Annotated in this window: 13 protein-coding genes; 11 read left to right on the top strand and 2 right to left on the bottom strand. The window is 37.0% G+C overall.

Annotated features, from left to right (window positions below):
* The first annotated feature begins 92 nt into the window (after window positions 1-92).
* The 10 genes from KF896_08020 to KF896_07975 all read left to right on the top strand — a co-directional run bounded on the left by KF896_08020 (window position 93) and on the right by KF896_07975 (window position 12,503).
* The gene (locus tag KF896_08020; GenBank protein MBX3043648.1) at window positions 93-1,571 is read left to right on the top strand and encodes a GWxTD domain-containing protein; all 1,479 of its coding nucleotides are present in this window, start codon (window positions 93-95) and stop codon (window positions 1,569-1,571) included.
* Window positions 1,568-2,470, top strand: a complete 903-nt coding sequence (locus KF896_08015; protein MBX3043647.1) for a lysophospholipid acyltransferase family protein — start codon at window positions 1,568-1,570, stop codon at window positions 2,468-2,470. Before KF896_08020 ends, KF896_08015 begins: the two co-directional genes overlap by 4 nt.
* Window positions 2,470-3,489, top strand: a complete 1,020-nt coding sequence (locus KF896_08010; GenBank protein ID MBX3043646.1) for a glycosyltransferase family 9 protein — start codon at window positions 2,470-2,472, stop codon at window positions 3,487-3,489. Before KF896_08015 ends, KF896_08010 begins: the two co-directional genes overlap by 1 nt.
* A 129-nt stretch (window positions 3,490-3,618) precedes the next feature.
* Window positions 3,619-4,305, top strand: coding sequence for an ABC transporter ATP-binding protein (locus KF896_08005; GenBank protein MBX3043645.1), 687 nt, complete (start codon window positions 3,619-3,621; stop codon window positions 4,303-4,305).
* The gene (locus KF896_08000) at window positions 4,302-6,845 is read left to right on the top strand and encodes an FtsX-like permease family protein (GenBank protein ID MBX3043644.1); all 2,544 of its coding nucleotides are present in this window, start codon (window positions 4,302-4,304) and stop codon (window positions 6,843-6,845) included. Before KF896_08005 ends, KF896_08000 begins: the two co-directional genes overlap by 4 nt.
* A 96-nt stretch (window positions 6,846-6,941) precedes the next feature.
* A complete protein-coding gene (locus KF896_07995) occupies window positions 6,942-7,721 on the top strand; it encodes an enoyl-CoA hydratase/isomerase family protein (protein ID MBX3043643.1) in 780 nt (259 codons plus the stop codon).
* Window positions 7,722-7,739: 18 nt separating this feature from the next.
* Entirely contained in the window at window positions 7,740-8,921 is a 1,182-nt protein-coding gene (locus KF896_07990) for an NAD(P)-binding domain-containing protein (protein ID MBX3043642.1), read from the top strand.
* 12 nt (window positions 8,922-8,933) lie between these two features.
* Window positions 8,934-10,052, top strand: a complete 1,119-nt coding sequence (locus tag KF896_07985) for an aminotransferase class I/II-fold pyridoxal phosphate-dependent enzyme (protein ID MBX3043641.1) — start codon at window positions 8,934-8,936, stop codon at window positions 10,050-10,052.
* A gap of 105 nt (window positions 10,053-10,157) precedes the next feature.
* Window positions 10,158-11,003: an outer membrane beta-barrel protein gene (locus KF896_07980; protein MBX3043640.1), complete on the top strand. Its 846-nt coding sequence runs from the start codon at window positions 10,158-10,160 to the stop codon at window positions 11,001-11,003.
* A gap of 30 nt (window positions 11,004-11,033) precedes the next feature.
* Window positions 11,034-12,503, top strand: a complete 1,470-nt coding sequence (locus KF896_07975; protein ID MBX3043639.1) for an OmpA family protein — start codon at window positions 11,034-11,036, stop codon at window positions 12,501-12,503.
* 106 nt (window positions 12,504-12,609) lie between these two features.
* On the opposite strand, the gene KF896_07970 is transcribed toward KF896_07975, so the two are convergent.
* Complete coding sequence (locus tag KF896_07970) at window positions 12,610-13,380, bottom strand: SDR family NAD(P)-dependent oxidoreductase (protein ID MBX3043638.1); 771 nt, start codon at window positions 13,378-13,380, stop codon at window positions 12,610-12,612.
* On the bottom strand, window positions 13,380-14,246 hold the full coding sequence (locus tag KF896_07965; GenBank protein MBX3043637.1) for a TraB/GumN family protein: 867 nt from the start codon (window positions 14,244-14,246) through the stop codon (window positions 13,380-13,382). Before KF896_07965 ends, KF896_07970 begins: the two co-directional genes overlap by 1 nt.
* Window positions 14,247-14,883: 637 nt before the next feature.
* Here KF896_07965 and KF896_07960 point away from each other — a divergent pair.
* Window positions 14,884-20,646 carry a T9SS type A sorting domain-containing protein gene (locus KF896_07960; protein MBX3043636.1) on the top strand — a complete coding sequence of 1,921 codons (5,763 nt, stop codon included), beginning with the start codon at window positions 14,884-14,886 and terminating at the stop codon, window positions 20,644-20,646.
* Window positions 20,647-20,860: the final 214 nt, after the last annotated feature.

Here is a 20,860-nt window from a genome sequence, read left to right as displayed (position 1 = left end):
ATTTTTAGATATTGATTTTAATTGCCGCCAAACATTTGATTGTTGGCGGCAATTTTTCTAAGTACATATTCGTTTATCAAAATGAGGCACTTATGAAAAAATATTGTAACATATTGATAGTAATTTTACTACTGCTCTATACAGCAAAATTAAATGCTGAGGAGGAGTTGCGAATTGCGTTTGACGCTGCCACTTTCTTTTTTGATGATGTTGAAAACAAGTGGGAACTATACTATTCCGTTCCCGATAATATGTTTACTTATGAATTCGACGAGAACTTGAATCTTTTTATAGGTAAAATTTCTGTTGAAGTTTCGATTTCATCATCATCCACTGTTGTTGTATCCGACAGCTGGGTTATTCCAAATACTGTTGAATCAACTAATGCTCTTAAGCAAAATTATATTTTCGGAACAAGATTATTTTTATTAGCATCCGGTCAATATGAAATTCAATTATCAGCTTATGACATCAATAATCCTAAAAGGAAATTAAGTTATTCTAATAATATTATTATTTCTAAATTTGAAAAAAACAGAATAAATCAAAGCGAAATTCAATTTGCCTCGTATCTGGAAAAAATCAGTGAATCGCCTTTAGAGCTTGACCACAGCTATATGAAATATGACTATTATGTAATACCCAACCCGAGAGCCGAATTTTATGGAAGCGATTCTAAGTTGATGGGTATATACGAAATTTATAATTCTGATATATACGCAAAAGGCGGTATGTTACGCTCATATAAAATACTTGATAATGCAGGAAGTTGTATGGTTTATCATGCCGATACATGCAAGATAATCTCAGACAATATTCTGACAACTTTTAGTTTACCTATGGACACTTTACCATCAGGAGTGTATTTTTTATCGGTAACAAGTTCGTATCCGCTTGATAATCCTATAGATTCAGTAACTTCGACAAAAAAATTCTTTTTTTACAATCAGTTTAAGCCGCCTGTAATGAGGCAATACTTTACTGAAAATGAATTATTCGAACGAAGTGAATTCAATTCAATGTCAACCGAACAGACAGATTTGGAACTTGCTATGGCAATGGTTATTTCGAGTGAGGAGGAGATTTATCAGGCGAGATCTCTAACTGATCCAAAAGCAAAACAAAGATTTTTGTTCAAATTTTGGGAATCGAGAAATCCTGATTCTACTCTTGCCTGGAATCAGGCACTAAGAGATTTCCGTAGAAATGTTGAATTTGCTAACAAATTTTTTGCTTTTCGAAATAATAATCAGGGCTGGAAAACTGAAAGAGGTCGAATTTTGTTAAAATATGGAATGCCTACCCAGCGTGATATGCACATTGCTACAGGCGAAGAAAGACCTTATGAAGAATGGTTTTATGAGAATGTGCAGGGTGGAGTGCAGTTCTTTTTTGTTGACATCTCTCAAATGGGTAACTTCATTCTTGTTCACTCTACGGCGATTAATGAACCATTCAACCTTGATTGGTATGACCGTTATGTACCTGCGTCACGCGATAAAAGAATTGAGCGTGACCTTCAAAATACAAATCAAAGAAATGCTAATCCTTTAGGAAACCGAGCACCTTGAAAAAGATTATATATTTCTTCTCTCATTATTTTATGATGAGTTTAGGTTTTATTTCCCAAAAGCTTAGTATTAAAAATCGAGCTGCTTTTGGGAAGTTAATAGGTGGATTTTTAAGAATCCTCAGCAAAAGTCGCTCTGATATTACATTGAAAAATATCAAAAATGCTTTTCCTGAAAAAGAGGAATCTGAAATTATTTCGATAAGAAATGAATCTTATCAAAATTTAGGTATTACATTGGCTGAACTTCTTGCTTTTCCTTCATTAAGAAAAGAAGACTTTCTAAATTATGTTAAGTTTGAAAATATTGATTTGGTAAAAGAAAAAATTGCTGAAGGAAAGGGCTTGATTTTCATTTCCGGTCATTTCGGAAATTGGGAGTTAACAGCCTACACGGCAGGATTAGCTCTTGATGTGCCTATCACAATCATAGTAAAACCACAAAGAAATCATATATCTGATACTTATTTGAATAGTCTTAGAACAAGTGGTGGTAATAAAATTGTGCCTATGGGAAGAGCAGCGAGAACTATTATAGAGACTATCAAAAAAAACGAAGCAGTTGCTATGCTGGTTGACCAAAGTGCCCATTCACAAAAAGATGTTTTTGTTGAATTTTTTGGCAAGCCTGCGGTTACTTACGAAGCGCCTGCTATGATTGCCCTTAGATTCAAGACGCCTATTGTTACAGGATTTGCACATCGACAGCCGGATATGACGTATAAAGTAGTTATAAAGGAAATAAAATTTGATGATTTAGATGACTCCAAGGAGTCAATTGTCGAACTCACTCGCCGCCATGTGAAGGAACTCGAAGATAATATTATACAAAATCCCGGACTATGGGCATGGCAACATAAGAGATGGAAATATTCTTCTCCTGATAATAAAGCTCAATAATGAATATTAGAGAATATAGTAAAATAGCGATTTTGCAGACTGCATTTATTGGTGATGTAATCCTTACTATTCCACTTGTTGATACTATCCGACGTAACAATCCGGATTGTGAAATCACTTTCATAACCACGCCACAAGCCGCTGAAATTGCTGATATCGCCAGTTCAGTAAATAATACATTAGTATTTGATAAACGAAGCAAGCAAAAGAGTTTGAGTGGTATTCGCAGTTTTGCTCGTGATTTGAATTCTAATAATTTTGACTTATGGATTTCGCCGCATCGCTCGTTCAGGTCTTCATTGTTAAGCTATTTAATAAAAGCAGACTATAAAATTGGATTCAAAAATGCCGCATTTAGTTGGCTTTATGATTATAGGGCTAAATATATTCCGAATTTCCACGAAATTGAAAGAAATTTTGAGCTCTTAAATCCTTTTGAAATTGATAATTATTCAAATCTGAATGAATGTCTCTTTTCGATTAGTGAAACCGATAAAAAATCTGCAAAAGAAATTACTTATGATTTGAATGAATATATTGTATTGTCTCCCGGCTCTGTTTGGGAAACAAAAAAATGGCTTCCTGAATATTTTGCAGTGCTTGCTGAAATGTTGAAAAATTCCGGTTTTGGTGTTGTTCTAAGTGGCTCTAATGCCGATTATGATATTTGCGATTTTGTTTCAAAGCAAAGCGGAGCCCGGAATTTATCAGGTCTGACAAATATTCCTACAACACTCGAAATAGTAAGAAATGCTAAACTTGTAATAACAAATGACAGTGCTCCTACTCATTTTGCCGGATTTATGAATACTCCTGTGATTACAATTTATGGACCGACATCACCAATTTTCGGGTTTTCACCAAGAGCTGATAAAAGCCGAATAATCTATAATGATAAATTGAAATGTTCACCGTGTCGAATTCACGGTAGCAGGAAGTGCCCAATCGGAACTCACGACTGTATGAAGAGCATTAAACCGGACTTTGTATTCAGTGAATTTCTTTCCTTCATTGATTAAGAGATAAATTGTTTCACTAAAACCAAGTACCAGGAATATAAAATATATATAATTATATTCTTATTAATCAAAATTAAATTTGTCATTAATTCGTAAATTAGTATTTTCAAATTACGGGCGATGTGATAAGTGATAATTTTAAGTTCATTAGAAAAGATATTTCAGGAAGGATTAGCATCACACAAGGTTTTGGATTCGATTGATTTTGAATTTGAAAAAGGTAAAATTTATATAATGTTCGGCAGAAGTGGGTCAGGCAAGTCCACTTTGCTGAATTTAATCAGCGGTATTGACACTCCAAGTTCAGGCTCAATATTTTTCAAAGGCGAAGATATTACAAAGCTTGACGAAAGAGGCAGGACTTTATATCGTCGAAATAATATTGGATTTATATTCCAATTCTTTAATTTAATTCCAACTCTTACAGTTCTTGAAAATCTGCTTTTGCCGCTTGAATTGGTGAAAAATCTAAGCAAGTCAGATACAGAAAATTCTATGCAGCTGCTTAGTAAAATCGGACTTGTAAATCGTGCTAACGCCTATCCTGACAGGCTTTCAGGTGGAGAGCAGCAAAGAGTAGCGATTGCTCGGGCATTGATTCATAATCCTGATGTAATATTAGCCGATGAGCCTACAGGTAATCTCGACTATGAAACAGGAAAGAGTATTGTAAATCTGCTTGATGATTTAGTTCGTAAACAGGGAAAAACTATGATTATGGCAACCCACAGCCGTGATGTTATAGGTTTGGCAGATTATATTTTGAAAGTACGTGATGGTAAAATCGAAGTTGATACCGGAGCATCCGGAAGATGAAGGCAAATCTTTTCAAATCCGGTATAAATTACTCAATCAAAAATCCCTGGCAGACACTTCTTTCAATAATTGGAATTATGCTTGGTGTTGCAGTAGTAATTTCGATTGATATTGCCAATCAGAGTGCGTATAAAGCATTCGAACTTTCAATGGAAAGTGTCTCCGGAAAAGCTACTCACCAGATTATTTCAAATCCGCCCGGACTTGCCGATTCGTTATTCAGAATTATAAAAACCGAGCAATATATCCCGAAAGCAGCGCCTGTGATTGAAAAATTTGTAGGCTACAAAGGTGATATTCCGAGGACTTTCACTCTTATTGGTATAGACCCATTTCACGAAGCTCCATTCAGAGATTATACAGCGGATTTTAGAGCAATTGGTGGATTTGACATCGCGGCATTTCTGACGAAAAAAGGTGCTGTTGTTATGTCCGAATTTACCGCAAGAAGCTTAAATATTAATCCCGGTGAAAATTTTTTAGTCGAATCTGACGGCAAACCTAAAGAACTATTCCTTCTTGCTACGATTAAAACCGATAATGAGAAGCAGGCAAAGATAATCGAAAATTTATTAATTTGCGATATTTCAAATGCTCAGGATATTGCTGAATCACAAGGTTTTATAAGTCGAATTGATTTAATTTTGGATGATAGTTTTGATTTTGAAAATCTTGAGGCAATTCTGCCGGAATCCGCCCGATTACAGAAGTCTGATACCCGCTCGGAAACAGGCAAACAAATGACTGAATCATTCAGAATAAACCTCACTGCAATGAGTTTACTTGCATTAATTGTAGGTATGTTCCTGATATATAATACCATGACATTCTCGGTAGTCAGACGACAAAAGTTAATAGGACTTCTTCGATCAATAGGTGTGACAAGGAAAGAAGTTTTTCAATTAATCATATTCGAGGCACTGGCAGTAGGTTTCATAGGTACTGCTTTAGGAATTGCTGCCGGAATATTCCTTGGAACAGGTATCATTAATCTGGTTACCAAGACCATTAATGATATGTATTTTGTGCTTCAGGTACAGGAAATCTCGATAACCCCATTCAGTATATTCAAAGGATTTGCACTTGGAATTTCCGCAACCTTGATTTCAGCCTATAAGCCTGCTTCAGATGCAACAAAAGTAGCTCCAAGGACTGTTTTAATCAGGTCGCAAAGTGAGAGCGATATAGTTGTAAAATTTAAAAAATATCTTATATATGCTGTTATATTCGGGTTTGCCGGCTTTTTGATACTGCTTCTCGACAGCAAAAATATCTACTTCAGCTATCTTGGAATAGCCCCCATTATTCTTGCATTTGCACTTGTTACACCCGCATTCCTTGTAGTTTCAATGAAATTATTATCGCCGTTTATGAAAAGGCTTTTTGGCTCAATCGGAAAGATGGCAGCACGTGGTATCTCAACTCAGCTCAGCAGGACAACCATAGCTGTGGCAGCATTAAGTATATCAGTTTCGGCTGCTATCGGGGTAGGAACAATGGTGTCAAGTTTCAGGCATACAGTAGTCGAATGGCTGAATATGCGTCTTAAAGCCGATATATATGCTTCAGTTCCTACGATGGTTTCGAGATTTAATGACGGTGCTTTTGATTATGAAATTGCTGATAGAGTAAGCCAGATTGACGGTGTCAAGGGAATGAATCTTTACAGGGAATATCAAATTAATCACGAAGGAAATATTAAACATATATTAGCTGCAAGAGTACAAAATTTTAACTATGAAACATTTAAAGACAATGAAGTTCCAAATAATATTCTATGGGATAAATTCAATACAAAGGAAGGTGTCTTTGTTTCGGAATCCTATTCATTCAAAAATAGTACAAAAATCGGAGATTCAATTGATTTGCCTACAAATTTCGGATTGAAGCGGCTGGCAGTTATTGGAATATTTATTGATTACAGCTCTGATATCGGTCTGATTATGATGGAACTTTCGACTTACAGGCGCTATTATAATGACAGTTTGCTTTCGGGACTGGCGGTATTTGTCAAGGACAAATCACAAATTGACAGAATAATGGATGAAATCCGCATAGCAGCCGGTGAGGATTTGAATTTTATAGTCCGTTCAAACCGACTTTTGATAGATTCTTCAGTTGAAATTTTTGACAGAACATTTTTGATTACAAATGTATTGCAATTGCTTGCAATTGTCGTTGCATTTATCGGCATTCTGAGCGCTCTGATGGCACTTCAGCTTGAGAAAGCAAGGGAGTTAGGAGTACTGCGAGCAATTGGAATGATTCCGGCTCAGCTCTGGAAGATGGTCATTCTTCAGACTGGGCTTATGGGATTAATAGCTGGAATTCTTGCTCTGCCTCTTGGAAATATTCTGGCTTATATTCTGATTCATATCATCAATCGCAGATCTTTCGGCTGGTCTATAGATTTCTATTTTATACCTGAATATGCTTTTCAGGGTGTTCTTGTTGCAATATTTGCCGCTGTGCTTGCAGGAATTTACCCTGCATATAAAATGAGCAAATCTTCGCCTGCAATAGCATTGAGAGAAGAATAGTGTTTTTATTCCAAAATATGAATTGTTAAAAAACTTAGATGGTTTTTAATCGTCTAAATATTTACTTAAAAGAATTATATGGGTTAACTAGTAAATATGAATTACGATTATATCAAATATGAGAAAATAGAAGGCTCGGTGTATATAACTATGAACCGACCTGACGTTTTGAATAGTTTTAATAATCAAATGTCGAAAGAGTTTCAGGATGCCCTTGATATAGCAGGTAATGATAAGACGGTTCGTGCAGTTTGTCTGAAAGGAGAAGGTCGGGCATTTTGTGCAGGTCAGGATTTATCGGAAGCAATCAGCGGAGAATATTCAATTAAGGATATTGTAATTAATCAATATAATCCAATTATTTTGAAAATTCGTGAAATCGAAAAGCCTTTAATTGCTGCCGTCAATGGTGTTGCTGCCGGAGCCGGTGCAAATATAGCTCTTGCCTGCGATATAGTAATTGCTTCTGAAAAAGCATCGTTTATTCAATCATTTTCAGCAATCGGACTTATTCCCGATAGTGGCGGGACATACTTCCTCCCAAGGCTGATTGGACTTCCTAAAGCAAGCGCAATCATGATGCTTGGTGATAAAATTCCTGCGAAAGTCGCTGAAGAGTATGGCATGATTTACAAATGTACTCCGGAAAATGAGTTTCAGGATTCTGTTAATGAAATAATGAGTAAGATTTCTAAAATGCCTACATTTGGTTTAGCTTTAACAAAGAAGGCTTTGAATATGACCTATAATAATAATCTGACTTCTCAACTCGAACTTGAAGCAGAATTACAAAGTATGGCAGGTGATTCTTATGATTATTCTGAAGGAGTAAATGCATTTTTACAGAAGCGTAAACCCGAATTTAGAGGACAATAGAATATGGAGGATGGAAAAATGATAAATTTTAATAAGCATGTAAAGGTTGGAATTCTGGGTGCCGGAACGATGGGTGCAGGTATTGCTCAGGTAGCAGCAACTGCCGGACATAATGTGATATTATGTGATTCGAATTCTGAAGCATTAGACAAATCAATCAATTCAATTGCAGCGGGTCTTATTAAACTTGTTGAAAAAGGAAAAATTGAAAAGATCGAAGCTGATAATATTTTGTCGAGAATTACTAAAACAGATGATATAAATAATTTCTCTCAATGTGGAATGATTATTGAAGCTATTGTGGAAAATCTTGAAGTCAAACAAAAAGTATTTCAGCAAATTGAATCAATAGTCAAGGGCACTTGTTTTTTAGCCACAAATACTTCATCAATTTCAATTGGTTCAATCGCCTCAGCTTGCAAAAATCCGGAGAGAATTGTCGGCTTGCACTTTTTCAATCCGGCTAATATAATGCCACTTGTTGAGATTGTTCCATCAATTCTTACTGATAAAAATGTTGTGGATATTCTTTACGAATTGATGAAAGAATGGAAAAAAGTACCTGTAGCCGCTAAAGATACACCTGGATTTATTGTAAATAAGGTTGCCAGACCTTTTTATGGTGAAGCCCTTAGAATCTATGAGGAAGGCATTGCAAGCTTTGAAGAAATTGATCATGCTATGAAAAAATTCGGTGGTTTCAAGATGGGACCTTTCGAGCTGATGGATTTGATTGGAAATGATGTAAATTATAAGGTTACTGAGACGGTATTTACTGAATTTTACTTCGATGGCAGATACAAACCATCAATCACTCAAAAAAGATATGCAGAAGCCGGACTTTTAGGTAGAAAAAGCGGACGTGGATTTTACGATTATCAAAATCCCAGGACTAAATCCGAGCCCGAAATTGACAACGCTAAAGCCAAAGAAATTTTTGAGCGGATTTTGGTGATGCTGATTAATGAAGCTGTTGACACATTACATCGGAATATCGCTTCAAAAGAAGATATAGACTTAGCTGTAACTAAAGGCGTAAATTATCCAAAAGGACTTCTCAGATGGGCAGATGAAATAGGCACGGAGAAAGTTTTTTATCAGCTTAAATCATTGTATGATATTTATTTTGAAGAACGCTACAGACCGAGTCCATTGTTACGAAAAATGGCTCTAAAAGGCATGAATTTTTTTAATGACTAAAATGAGAGAATTATGACAGATTTTTCAATTCCAGAATATGTTAAAGCATTAGATCCTTATAAACCGGGTAATCAAAGGCAGGCAATTAAGCTCAGAGAAAATGTCAGTGAGGTTTTCAGCCTTGCTTCCAATGAAAATCCGCTTGGAACTTCTCAAAGGGTTATTGATACGATAGCTGAAGTATCAAAAAATTTGGGTATTTATCCTGACCCGGCATCTTCTGAACTTGTAAATCTGATAGCCCAAAAGTTCAATAAGAAACCTTCTCAGATCGTATGCGGACATGGCTCTGAATCTCTCATAGCTCATATCGTGAATGCATTTTCAGACATCAACACAAGAGTTCTTACATCAATGGGTACTTTTGCCGGAATTTATGTAAAAACTAATAAAATTGGCAGAAAATTAAACCGTGTTCCGCTTAAGGACTGGGGTTATGACCTCGAAGCACTTCTTAGGCGTATTCATAGTAACACCAGAATTATTTACATTTCAAATCCGAATAACCCAACTGGCTCGATGATTTATAAGGATGAGTTCGAGTGGTTTATTCAACAGGTGCCGGAAAATATTGTAGTTGTCCTTGATGAAGCTTATTCAGTTTATGGTGCTCAGCACGAAGGATATGTTGACGGGCTTTCTTATGATTTGCCAAATCTGATAGTGCTTCATACATTATCAAAAACTCATGGTCTTGCAGGGCTTAGAGTTGGTTATGCAATTGGTCCGGAAAATTTAATTGATATACTTTATAAAGTCAAACTGCCATTCGAGCCAAGTCTTATAGCTCAAAAAGCGGCAGTTGCAGCACTGAATGATTATGATTTCTTGACTGAAACAATCCGAATTAATAAAATCGGAATAGATATGCTGATTAATACTTTTCTTAAATTAGAAATTGAATTTATTTACCCAAGAGCAAATTTCATTATGATTTTGCTAAGCAGTGATGAATTTGTTGAAGAATTTGTACGTCATTCAAATGAGCATGGAGTAGCCATCAGAAATTGCAGACCTTTCGGTATTTCACGAGGAATAAGGATTTCAACAGGTACACCCGAGCAAACTGAATATGCCTGTCATGTATTCGAGCATGTGTATAACGAAATTAAAGATAAGTATAAATTATAATATTTAAAAAAATAAATATTTTAGCTTATAAACAAAATATTTTTTGTAGCTCCAAGTTATATTAAAAATATAAAATGCATTATTTATTAATAATTGGGAGTTGCTATGAAGTTTATTGTACTTGTTTTATCATTTATAATTTTTGTGTCATCAAATGTATTCTCTCAGGAAAATGTATTGAGACCCAAAAAACCGGTTTCAGAACAACAGACCGAAATGAAATCAGACCCTTATAAAATCAGATTCGGTATCGAAGCCGGCATTAATTACAATATGTACAATGCTGATTTAAGTTGGTTTCCTGTTGTGGAGCAATCGCTCCTGAATGTTTATGGCAAAGGCGACGGTATATCTCCGTATTTTTCAGCTATGCTTGATTTCCCTGTGAGCCCTCAGTTTGGAATTCAAGCACGTGTAAGCTATGACATGAGGTCTTTTGGTAATGACTTTAATGGTATTGCCGATTGTTATGTTGATGATTTTTCGCAGATTATTGATGCTGATGTGAAAATAAGCACAGCATTCAGTGGTGCAGATATCGGACTTTCTGCATTGCTGCGTTACAATATTTCCAATGAAATTGAATTTACTGTTGGACCAATGGTTCTTGTTCCGGCTGGAAATTATACTATTGAAGAAACTCAAACTGTTCTGTCTGATGAGTGCTTCTTTAATTTTGATACTGACCCTACTAAACAAATTGTCAGCGAAATTACACTTGACGATGTCCAGACAAGATTCGGTATTGATGTCGGCTTTTCTTACAATATCCCACTTTCAGAATCTGTAACACTTGCTCCATCGCTAAGATTTAATTATTTGTTTAACGACATTTTCCCCGGTGAAATTGGTATTGACGATACAAGATTCAGCCTTTTTGGTGATTCACTCTTTGAACTCTCCAAAACCAGACTTAATCTGCTTAAATTTGGTTTAGCTTTGTGGTTTTAGTAATTATTATATTTAAAGGAAACAAAAATTATGAGATTGATAATATATTTACTGATAATATTTCAAATAGCATTTTTAAGTGCGTTTAGTCAGGTTACAGTAAGTCCTGTGGAGTTTAATTCGGGCAAAGATGATTTTAATTCGAATATTACCCAAAATGGTAAAGCTATTTACTTTACAAGCGACCGGAAAAGCGGCAAACAAAAAGTGTTCTTTGTTCAGGAAGTAAATGGCAAGTGGCAATCACCGAAGGAAGTCGTTGGCGCAATTAATGACGGCAAAGAAAGCGGTGCGGTCGCTCTCACATCGGACGGTCAGTATATGTTGTTTGCTGCATTTGAGCATGAAGTCGGCGGATTCGGAAGGACTGATATTTACAGTGCCGAAAAGGTCAACGGCAAATGGACTAATGTCAAAAATTTAGGTGCTAACATTAATTCAAGTGCTTGGGATTCACAGCCTATGATTTCTAATGACGGTAATATTTTGCTGTTTGTCAGTGATAGACCCGGTGGTTATGGAGGTACAGATATTTATGTCTCTTTCAAGACAGCAAATGGCTGGTCTAAAGCCGAAAATGCAGGCTCAATTATCAATTCCGAGTATGATGAAATGACTCCGGTTTTGGGAGTTGATAATACAAATTTCACTTTTGCTTCGAACCGCCCGGGCGGATTTGGCGAATTTGATATTTATGTTTCAAAATATAAAAACAACAGATTTGATAAGCCGACAAATGCAGGTGAGCCTATTAATTCATCAGCCGATGATTTTTATTATTATTCAATGCCAAATTCGGATGTTGCGTATTTTTCATCCTCAAGAAAAGGTGGCTCAGGAAATCTTGACATTTATAAAGCTGTACCAAATCCTTATGAATCTGATGCCGTATTTCTGCTTAGTGGCGAAGTTCGTGATGCCAAAAACGGCAATCTGCTTGGTGCAAATATAATTATTACAGACCTTGTGTCAGGCGAGAAAGTTGCAGACCTGCGCTCCGATGATAAAACCGGCGAATATTTTGTAATTCTTCAACAAGGCAGAACTTACTCAATCACTGCCGATAAAGAGGATTATTTATTCTTTAGCTCAAGATATGAAGTACCTTCAAGTAAAGATGGGAGTTCTCAAACGAAAAATATTGAACTCTCGCCTATTGCAGGTGGCAATACAAGACTGCTTGTATTCTTCGACTTTGATAAAGCTACTCTGAAAAAAGAATCTATTCCTGAACTTGACAGAGTTGCAACTTTTTTGAATAAATATAAGGATGTCAAAATTTCTCTGGAAGGTCATACCGATGATGTCGGTGCTGCTGACTATAATTTAAAGCTATCCGAAAACAGAGCAAGCTCGGTAAAAGATTATCTCGTTAAGAAAGATATTGATGCTAACCGAATCAAAACTGTAGGATTTGGCTTGACAAAACCTCTTGTAAATGACAAAACAGAATCTGCAAGAGCGACAAACCGAAGAGTTGAAATGAAAATAATTCAATAAAATTACTTTTTAAATGCAGGGGCATAGCAGATTATGTCCCTGCAAATTATCTCCTTTCATTGATGACCAACACATGCACTTTCTCAGCATTTAATGCATCAATAAATTATCTCTTATCTACAATCATTGCGTTTGCCTGAGCTGTTGGGGTAACCATAATATCCTGAATGGCTACATGCTGAGGGCGAGTTGCTGCAAAAAGTGCAATTTCGGCAACATCGCGTCCTTCAAGAGCTTTGAATTGCTTATATACAGCATCGGCTTTATCCTTATCCCCGTGAAATCTTACAAGTGAAAACTCGGTTTCAACCATACCCGGGTCAATATTGCAAACACGGACACCTGTGCCGTTTAGGTCTATTACCATTGATTCGGATATTGCTTTGACAGCGCTTTTTGTACCGCAATAAACATTACCTTTCGGGTATGCCGCACGACCTGCGATAGACGAGATATTAATAACCATACCATTTCCACGCTCGACCATTTGGGGAAGTATCATTCTCGACATATAGAGAAGCCCTTTGATATTTGTATCAATCATTTCTTCCCAGTCGTTAATATCGCCATCCTGTATTGTGCTCAGACCTCTTGCAAGTCCGGCATTGTTAACCAAAATATCAATGTTATTAAATCTGTCGGGTAGATTACTAAGCATTTCCCTGACCTGCTCTAAATTTCTTACGTCATTTTGGGAAGTATGAATATCCACTCCGTATTGGGTGCTTAGTTTAGTAGCAAGTTTATCAATCAAATCCTTTCTTCGTGCTGTCAGTATCAAGTTTGAACCTGCTTCTGCGAATACTTCCGCTATTGAAGAGCCGATTCCGGCTGATGCACCTGTTATTAATGTTACTTTTCCGTTCAATTTCATAATTAATACCTTATTATGTTATAATTTTTACTTTTTAAAATTTCAACAAGACCTTTTTCACCTATTAAATGAGCAGCACCAACAATAATGAAATAGATTTTGTCATCATTGTAATATTCTTCAATTTTTTCTGCCATTCTTTTGTTCCTCTCGAAATTCAGAAGATTCATCACTTCGGCATATTCTGCTTTGTCATCGCCTGATTTGGTAAATTCTTCCATTTTGCCAATGTCTCCTGATTTCCATATTTCCAAAATATTTGCCATAGTACTATCTGCATTATCAAGCTCATCAATCATATTACCAAGATATTCGCCGGTATAGCTACCTAAATCTTCAAGTAATTTAATTTGCGATTCGATATTCTCGATTTCGTCAACTTTTTTACCTTCTTTTCTGGCTTTATCCAAAAAATACATATCAATTCCCTGTGAAGCAGAAAATCCTGAACTCTTAAACATTCCAGATTGTAGAGTAAGCATAGCAAACCATGGCTTGAATTTATTATATACAATTTTACTGATTCCAATTTCCTCAAATTTTGCACTTACTTTTTCAAAAACATCCTTTGAAAGCTCAGATTCAAGGGTCCTATGGTCTTTGTAAGTAAGATGCTGCATCAGTTTCAATGGGTTGACTTTGTCAATAACTACTTCTAAAATCAGAGCATCGGATTTCTCGTAAGCCGATTCTATTGCATCCGGCAGAGGATAGAGCCGTTTATCAGCTATATGAATAGAGCCAAGTAAATAGATTTTCGGGCTGTTATCAATATTATTCACACTCCACAAAAAAGTGGAAGGTTCAGAAACTGCTAATCCGGAGTTGAATAAGTAATATATTACAATAAGAATAAATATTTTTTGCATTAAATTTTATAAAAATTCTTAAAAAAATAATTAAACGTATTAATTAATGCAGCATTTTTATTAATCAGACAATATTTATAAAAAAAATTGATAATTAATTAGAATAATTTTGAAATTATGTGAATTATAGTCACATTCGTAAACATAATTTATGATAAATATATTTGTATTTAATATAAAATAAATAATATGCCTACAAATCAAAATATGTATAGCTATATAAATCATAATATTATATTATTTTAAGTAGTTCAAAATATGAAAAATAAATAATATGATATTACTGCAATATTAAATATTATTCATATAAATAAATTTCAAGAATAAATCAATATAAGCATTACATTAATCATTATTAATCATATAATAAATTATAAAAACCATTTAAATGAATTGAATATTAAAAATATATTGCATAATTATTAAAAAAGCATCGTTTTTAGAATAAAATAAGATAATGACGTCCCTATTATGTATTGAAAATGAAAAAAAATATTTAAATATTTCAATTTTCTTTGTAACATTTTTTTTATTTTTGTGTTATTACATTTAAACAAGGTATAAAAAGTTTATATTTTGTTCATATTCAGATAATTATTTGTTCTTTTTTAGTTAAATTTTTAAAAAGGTGTTTAAAATGAAACATTCATTACAAATCGGTAGAAAAGTAATGGCATTTATGGCAGCTCTTGTTATCATGCTGTCCTATAATGTAGTTACATCGCAGGCTCAGGACATGGGACCTGACAACTACTGTATTCCTAATGACCAAATGATGGGTGCAAACCAGCAATTGTTTGGTCGTACAGATGTATGGTGCTATCCTTCATATTTGAAGGCAGTCAGTACTTTTTATGACTACTACTTTACAACTCCTATCAAGGAAGTTAGAATCACTGAAGTTGGTTCAAACGAGGTAAAACTTCTTCGTCAAAGCTATTCTGACGGTGGTTTGGGCATGGGTCCTTGGGAAGGTTGCTATGTTTATACCGGTGCAAGAGGCGAAATGGCTCCGGGTGAAACATATAATATTCGTTTCATAGTTGAAAACAACTATTATGGTTACAATGGTACAAACTATTGTATTTATGGATGGACATCATATTACACTCACCGTATTTTCATTGATTTTAATATGGATGGTCACTTTGACCATTTGACAGAGTGGATAAATCAACCCGGAAAAATTAATTCAGGCTGGACAACAAGAATTGGTGCGGGTACTCCAACTAATTTCTGGTATCAGGCTCCTGCAAATTGTACAGACCGTACAATTGAATATCAAATTACTATTCCTGATGACCAAGAAACAGGTGTTGGTCGTATGCGTGTTATGCATTCCTACTATTATCCTTCAACTTATACACAGACAGCTGCACAGCTTTATAATCAAGCCGGTAATGCCTGCTGGAACGGTTATGCTTATGACTATACAGCATATTATGGCGGTTGGTATGGCTATAACTATGGTGAAATTGAAGATTATTTAATTGACTTCTCACTTCCGTTCAAAGGCTCTTTCCCAAGCAATCAGGCTCCGGATGATATATTGCTTGCAGGTGAAGCTTATGACGGTACAACAAGAATGTTAAGCGGTCAGATGACATATTTCGAAAGACCTTATGTACTTTTTGGCAAGCCACTTCCTCCGGGAACATATTTACAATATAAAATAGTAGGTCCACTTCCTGATGTAGATAATGTGGTATATGAAGGTCGTGACTTAGTCACTAATTCATCAAATATCAGAGTAGGTACTGATGTAATTGGAACCAATGTACACTTTAATATTCAAAGAGCAACTGGTTCTGCTGTTGTAAATAATTATGGATTCAAACGCTCAAGTGGTGGCGAGTATCAAGTAGTACTTGGACTTGGTCAGGATTTGAACGCAATGAAATACCAACGTAAGAATTTCGTAGTATCCTGGGAATGGGATATGGCGGCAGTTGACATCACTGAACCACTTTCAAGCGGTCCTCCACGTTTCCACAAATATCCGAGAGGCTTAAATCTTAACCTCAAAGCAGCTGTTCAGAACGTAGGTCTTCGCGGTGTAGCAAAATTTGATGCTTACTTTGATATATATGATTCAAAAGGAAACAAAAAAGTATCAAAAGTTATTGAATGGGATACAGTAAACTTCGGTCAGTATGTAGTAGCTGCAAAACAAAGAGTAAATCTTGATTTCGGCACTTGGAGCACTACTCAAACAGATGATTATACTGCCACGCTTACAGTTAAGCTTCGCAGCGCAACAGATATGGAATCATATAATGACTATTTCCGCAGAGAAGATCAGCCTGCATACCAGTTCTCAATTAAAGATGAAATCGAAGCAGCAGCAAAGACAATTAATATTCCTGCAGCTAACGCTGACTACATCGCAGGACGTCCATTCTTCCCTGTAGGAACTCTTTCCAACGAAGGTGTGGGTGATATATCCAACGCACCAACAAGAATGATTATAACTAAGATTCCAGAAAACACAGTAGTCTATGACAGAACAGTTAACGTAGAAGATATACCACAGGGTCGTTACAATTTGAAACAGGTAATCTTCCCGCAAACAGAAATTATGCAGCCCGGTACGTACCTTGCAAGACTTATAGTATCACATCCTGATGACCTTGAAATCTCAAATAACGAGTATTCACATCAGTTTACAGTATCAAGCGGTCTTATAGGTAAATATACAATCGGAACAAAGTTCTCAGGCAACGTCCGTAACTTTGTTACAATTCAAGATGCAATGGATATGCTCTACCTTCGCGGTATGAACGGTTCAGTAACATTTGAATTCACAGATGCAGAATACGACGTTTACAGCACCAGCAATGGCGCACCTGCATGGGACTTATCAACAGCAATTATGGGTCTTGGCTACAACCAAAACACAGGCGATTACTGGACACTGACATTCAAGCCTGCTGAAGACAGACTTGTAACACGCGCCTCAGTAAAGATTAACCTGCATTCAGGTAATGGTCAGGGTGTTTACTTCGGTCAGTCAGTTATAAATACTAATGGATATTCAGTTCAGGCTGAAAACTTTGGTAACAGCTACTATGTCCCATATTCAAACAGTGGTGGTTATATCACATTTGACGGTGGAGCGAACAAATCCTTCCGTTTTGTACTTAATACAGATCAGCAGGCATTTGGAGCAGTATTCTATCTTGGAGCGGGTTCACAGAACATATCAGTGAAGAACACCATCATGGAAAACAACAAGCTTTCGATAGCCAATAAAGTACGTCTTCCAAATGCACATTACTCAATCGTAGACGGCTTCTTGTTTACCCCAAACACAGAAATAACTGAAACCGGCTGGGTAGGCTATTCCGCAGGTATCGTAAACCGTGCAGAACTTTTAGCACTTAACACAGAAGCATTTGTAATCGCACTTGATACAATTACAAACAAAAACAACACATTCATGGGCAATGACATCAGCGGCTTTGGCTACGGCATCGTATCACTCGGTATCGGCGTACTCCGCGTACCACAGCTTGCAGACTTTGCACCATTCTACAACGAAAACACAATAATTGAAGGCAACAAGATTTACAACGTATCCGGCGCAGGTGTAGTCGTAGGTAACGAAGCAAAAGCAAATGTAAAGAACAACGTAATCTTTGATGTCAAAGGTGACGGCGGAGCATTTGCAGCAGGTATTATCGCAGGTGGTAATGCAACCCAAAACTTCCTTGGCTACAATAACTATGACCTCAATATTGACGGAAACGCAATCCACAACGTACGCGGTAACCAGGCAGTATATGGTATCTTAGTAGATCAGAACGCCAACAAATATCAGGTGGGAACAGAATTCAGAGTATTCCCTCCTGTCGAAGACAATATCAATGTAATGAACAATGCAATGTGGAAACTCAACGCACAGAACGCAAATACAATGCGTGCGGGTATTCACATGCTGACACAGCGTAACCTAAAAGTAGCAGATCCTGTAGCCCGTATGATTACACCAAACTATGCAGACTACTTCATCCGCAGCTCAACCATTGCCAACAATACAATCCTTATCACAGAAGATGGTATAAATAATGCCTCAAATGTAGCAGGTATCGGCATACAGCAAGCACGCGGATTACATTTGCTCAATAATGCAATCGCAGTAAATGATGCAACAGTAAATGCAGGCAATGAAGTAGCTTCAGGTATCTTCTATCATGGCGACTATCCTGAAAAAGACGGTCTTGTAGCAGACCGTAACGCATACTGGTTCGGTAACGCAAACATCTCAGCATACCGTCACATCTACACAGACTTCAAGACCCGCGTAATCGAAACGGGAGCCCGTAACGAATACCGTACTTTAACACAGTGGCAGATGGCAACCAAGAGCGAACTTAACTCAATCTCAACCGGTAACTTCATCAATGACCATTACTTTATGGGTAGCTATCCAGAAGAAATCCGTTTGCGTACAAATACAAAAGGTTCAGTCCTAACCCGTCGCGGTGAAAGATTAGACGAAGTAACACATGACATTTATGGTAATATCCGTGGTGTAGCAGGTGGCAGATATGACATCGGTGCAGTAGAATTCAATGGTGCACTTTACAACCACGATGCAGAAATGCTTGTAATAACCGAACCCGGTACTTACCGTGCAACAGATGGTATGTTCAGCGATGCCGAATACTTAATGACCACAGCTCCTGTAGAAGTAAAAGCCATAGTACGCAACAGCGGTAATATGCCTGTCTTCAACAAGAAACTTTATGTCAACATCTATCGCGAAATGCCAAACGGAACATTTGCCTTAGCATTTGGTCCAGTAGAGCGTCAAATAGACTTAGATGCAACAGAAAACCTGGAAGTCAGCTTCAATATCGGTGACGGTATCGGCAATGACTTCGTACCTGAAACATACAACGACTTACGCAACCAGAACTATTCCGTACCTTCACAGTTCCTCGGAATGGAAGCAAACGTAACTCCACGCTACCGTATAGTAGTAAGTACAGATCCTGATGAGTTCAACTCAAACAACGCAACAGAAAAGATCTCACGTTTCTATATACAGCGCAGTGGTATCCGTTTCTTGGTCAGCAACCAGCAGCACTTTGCAGCGGGCGTAACACCAACAGCAGATGAACTTGCTTATGGCTTAAACTACGAACAAATCAAAGAAGGTATGAAGCAGCTTAACTGGGAAATCGACCTTATAGCAGCACGTTACGACTTTGACTTATTCAACCGTTATGGCTGGGAACCACGCAACGTAGACTATACAATTTATCGTTCAATGATTTGGTCAGATGGTCACAACAAGACATTAAGCCGTCTTGAAAAACTCAATCTCACAAACTTCGTAGAAGCAGGTAATGTATCAGAGAAGAAAAACCTTCTTATCGGCAGTGAAGAAATGGTAAGAAACAACGTCAACATAGACGATGCAGACGAAGTATATGTAACCAACATCCTTCGTGGAGAATACCGTCATCCAGGTAATCCACTTGGAGCAGGCAGCAACTACAGCGGTCGTAATGTAACAGGTATAGCAGTAGGACGTGATGTAGTAATGGAAGTAATGGCAACAGGCGTAGCCGGAGATATGTATCCACAGCCTGCATTAATGAACATCGTCAATACCGGAAACGGTATCAGCCAGATGGCATTCCGTTACAACAGCGTACAGAACCCTGAATGGCCGGATGCAGCAAGAATCGGCGGTATTGCAACTACAACACTTACTTCAAACGTAGTATATCTTGGTATAGACTGGCGTCACTTTGCAGATATCGAAACAGTACTTCGTGCCAGCTTCGACTTTATGGAAAGAAACGACGGTACAGTTGTACCTGTAGAACTCTTAAGCTTCGATGCAAAAGCAGCCGGCAAGAGAGTAGATATCAGCTGGGCAACAGCAAGCGAGCTAAATACATCCCGCTTCGAAGTAGAGAAAGCAGCTCAGGGTAGCAACTTCTTTACTAAGATAGCAGAAATGGAAGCAGCAGGCAACAGCTCAGTAACATTAAACTACGGACCTGTAGTAGATAACAACGTAGAATACGGCAAGACATACATCTACCGTTTGAAAGCATTAGACCGTGACGGCAGTTTCTCATACAGTGACGAACGCACAGTAACACTAACCGGTTTAAGCGGCGTAATCGAACTCGGACAGGCAAGACCAAATCCTGTACGCAGCGAAAGTACAATCGAATACACAATGAGCCAGTCAGCAAATGTGGAAATCACACTTGTAGATGCAAGCGGCAAAGAAGTTGCAAGACTTTACAGCGGCATGCAGACAGCCGGTCAGCACATACTTAACGTAGATGCAAAAGACCTCGCAAGTGGTGTATATCAGGTAGTATTGCGCAGCGGTGATGTAATGCTTATAAGCAACGTCAACGTAGTAAAATAACCCAAATGCTTAGACCTGATTAATTCAGGTGCTGAGACGACTAATAGGCAGACGCTCTGTTGGATTTATTCCGGCAGAGCGTCTTGCGTTGGTGGGTTTGAATTGATAGTATTCTGTAAGAATTAAAAAGCAATAGTCTAATACTTTCATAGATGTATGATTTATAAGAAAAAATTTAAACCGGGTGCTTGTCTCAAAAAGTAAAATATAAAAA

It is taken from the genome of Ignavibacteriota bacterium (assembly GCA_019637995.1).
In the GTDB taxonomy this organism is placed as follows: Bacteria; Bacteroidota; Ignavibacteria; order Kapaibacteriales; family UBA2268; genus JANJTB01.
This window is presented reverse-complemented; position numbering and strand designations above follow the sequence as displayed.

Bases quoted from the DNA above. Each gene is read 5' to 3' on its own strand.
- KF896_07995 (MBX3043643.1), top strand. From the start codon at position 6,942: ATGAATTACGATTATATCAAATATGAGAAAATAGAAGGCTCGGTGTAT.
- KF896_07990 (MBX3043642.1), top strand. From the start codon at position 7,740: ATGATAAATTTTAATAAGCATGTAAAGGTTGGAATTCTGGGTGCCGGA.
- KF896_07960 (MBX3043636.1), top strand. From the start codon at position 14,884: ATGAAACATTCATTACAAATCGGTAGAAAAGTAATGGCATTTATGGCA.
- KF896_07985 (MBX3043641.1), top strand. From the start codon at position 8,934: ATGACAGATTTTTCAATTCCAGAATATGTTAAAGCATTAGATCCTTAT.
- KF896_07980 (MBX3043640.1), top strand. From the start codon at position 10,158: ATGAAGTTTATTGTACTTGTTTTATCATTTATAATTTTTGTGTCATCA.
- KF896_08020 (MBX3043648.1), top strand. From the start codon at position 93: ATGAAAAAATATTGTAACATATTGATAGTAATTTTACTACTGCTCTAT.
- KF896_08010 (MBX3043646.1), top strand. From the start codon at position 2,470: ATGAATATTAGAGAATATAGTAAAATAGCGATTTTGCAGACTGCATTT.
- KF896_08000 (MBX3043644.1), top strand. From the start codon at position 4,302: ATGAAGGCAAATCTTTTCAAATCCGGTATAAATTACTCAATCAAAAAT.
- KF896_07965 (MBX3043637.1), bottom strand. From the start codon at position 14,246: ATGCAAAAAATATTTATTCTTATTGTAATATATTACTTATTCAACTCC.
- KF896_07975 (MBX3043639.1), top strand. From the start codon at position 11,034: ATGAGATTGATAATATATTTACTGATAATATTTCAAATAGCATTTTTA.